Raw genomic sequence first — 2,528 nt, forward strand, 5'->3', positions numbered from 1 at the left:
GTGGGAGGGCGTGTCGATCGGCATCCCCGCCATTGTCTCATCCGACCCCGCACAGGCATCGCATCGCCGCCGCACGGGCGGTTCAAAGGGCGACGGCGGTATCTTCTGGAGGTGACCGCGATCGCCTTCCTCATCGGCGTGCTCGTGCTCGTGATCGGCCTGGCCGTCTCGATCGCCCTGCACGAGATCGGGCATCTGCTGCCCGCGAAGCTCTTCGGCGTGCGCGTCGGGCAGTACATGATCGGGTTCGGGCCCACGCTGTGGTCGCGTCGTATCGGTGAGACGGAGTACGGCGTCAAGCTGCTTCCGCTCGGCGGATTCATCTCGATGTCGGGCATGTTCCCGCCCGCCCCCGACGGCGAGGCACGGCCCACACGTCGCTCGCGGCTGTTCGCCACGATGATCCAGGACGCGCGCGACGCGAACGCCGAGACGATGATCGCGGGCGATGACCGGGTCTTCTACAAGCTCCCGGTCTGGAAGCGGATCATCATCATGCTCGGGGGGCCGGTGATGAACCTCCTCCTGGCCTTCGTCCTCTCGGCGATCGCCCTCAGCGCCATCGGCGTCACGCAGGGGACCACGACGGTGGCATCGGTCTCGCAGTGCGTCATCCCCGCCAGTGCCGAGCGCGCCGACTGCCAGTCCAGCGACCCGACCGCTCCGGCGGCGGCCGCCGGCATCCGTCCGGGCGACACGATCGTCTCGATCGGCGGCACCCCCGTCTCGACGTTCGACGAGGCCGCGGCGATCATCCAGCGCTCGCCGGGTCAGGCGCTGCCCGTCGTCGTCGAGCGCGACGGCACCGCGCAGACCCTCACGGTCACCCCCGTCTCCACGGACCGTGCGGTGATCGGGTCGGACGGGCGTCCCGCGGTGGATGCCGCCGGCGCGACGGAGTATCAGACGGTCGGCTTCGCGGGACTGAGCCCCCAGTCCGCTCTCGTCCCGCAGCCGATCTGGGCCGGCCCCGAAGCGACGATCCAGCAGGTCGGGGCCGTCGGGCAGATCATGACGCAGCTGCCCGTGCGCGTCTACGACACCGCGGTCGACCTGTTCACCGGCCAGCCGCGCGACCCGAACGGTCCGCTCAGCGTCGTGGGCGCCGGGCGTCTCGCGGGCGAGTTCGCCGCGGTCGACGCGCCGATCCTTGCCAGGGTGCAGTCGATCATCAGCCTGCTGGCGGCGCTGAACATCGCCCTGTTCGTCTTCAACCTCATTCCGCTTCTGCCGCTGGACGGCGGCCACGTCGTGGTGGCGCTGTGGGACGGGCTGAAGCGCTGGATCGCCCGCGTTCGCGGGAAGGTCGCCCGACCCGTGGATGCCACCAAGCTCGTGCCCCTGACCTTCGTCGTTGTCGTGCTGCTCATCGGCATGGGCGGCGTCCTGTTCCTCGCCGACGTCTTCAACCCGATCCAGCTCCTGTAGCACCGCGCTTCTCGCCGTCCCGCCGAGTCCGCGGACACAACGAAGGAGATCGGCGCCCGTCACCGCCGCCCGGCCGGGTGGCTGCCTGCTCGCGGGACGGATTTCCTTCGTTGTGTCCGCGCGGCCCGGCGTCGCGGGCCGACCGACCGGCCGCGTCAGAGGGCGAAGGCGATGAGGCGCTCGAGGGTGCGCATGCCGTCGCGGGACAGGATCGACTCGAGGTGTCCCTGCACGCTCGCCACGGCGGGGCCGCGCAGGGAGTACACGTCGCCGGTCTCTGCATCCGCCGAGACCTCCACCGCGATGTCCAGGCCGGCCGTCGGCAGGGACGACACGGCGTCGGTGGGCTCCGAGATGGCCGTGACGGACCCGACGGTGATCCCGCGTTCGGTCGTGCCGGGGGCGACCCGCGCCGTGAACGTGTTGTAGAAACCGATCGCGGCGGGCTCGCCGAACACGTCGACGCTCTTCTGCAGGCCCTGGTGCGGCTGCGCGAGGGGCGCGAGATCGATGCCCAGCTGATCGGCCAGGATCTGATGGCTCAGGCACACCGCCAGCAGGGGAGCGCGGCGGAACAGACGGCGGGAGACGACGCGGCGCATCGCTTCCATGCGGGGGCTGTCGTCGCGCGGGTCCCCCGGACCGGGGCCCGCGACCACGAGGTCGGCCGCGTCCACGTCGGCGTCGGTCGCTTCCGACCAGTGCACGATCCGGGCGTCGAGCCCCAGGTGGCGCAGCTGGTGCGCGAGCATCGTGGTGAAGCGGTCCTCGGCATCCACGACCAGAGCGGTGCGCCCGGCGAAGGGTCCCGAACCGTCGGGGTCTTGCGGGTTCATCCAGAACGGGGCGAGCCGGTCGTTGCGGGATGCCAGGAGCTCCGCGATCGCGGGATCCTCGGCGAGCGGGCGACGCGGGGCGACCGGCGCGTCGGGGTCGGCGTCGGCGTCGGCGGCGGGGGCCGAGTCGCGCGGGATCGCGCCGATCGCGCCGAGCACGCCGGCGGCCTTGCCGTGCGTCTCGCCGACCTCGCCGTACGGGTCGGAGTGGCGCACGAGCGTCGCACCGACGGGCACCCGCAGGCGTCCGTCGACGAGGTACGC

At 71.8% G+C, this 2,528-nt stretch carries 2 protein-coding genes; one reads left to right on the plus strand and one right to left on the minus strand.

Annotation, left to right across the window (positions count from 1 at the left end; translation table 11 throughout):
- Positions 1 to 111 precede the first annotated feature (111 nt).
- Positions 112 to 1,428 carry an RIP metalloprotease gene (locus tag LQV45_RS25490; protein ID WP_230009423.1) on the plus strand — a complete coding sequence of 439 codons (1,317 nt, stop codon included), beginning with the start codon at positions 112 to 114 and terminating at the stop codon, positions 1,426 to 1,428.
- 155 nt (positions 1,429 to 1,583) lie between these two features.
- On the opposite strand, the gene LQV45_RS25495 is transcribed toward LQV45_RS25490, so the two are convergent.
- A partial coding sequence (locus tag LQV45_RS25495) for an aminodeoxychorismate/anthranilate synthase component II (RefSeq protein WP_230009424.1) occupies positions 1,584 to 2,528 on the minus strand: 945 nt, incomplete at its 5' end.

The sequence above is a fragment of the Microbacterium sp. Bi128 genome, assembly GCF_918698205.1.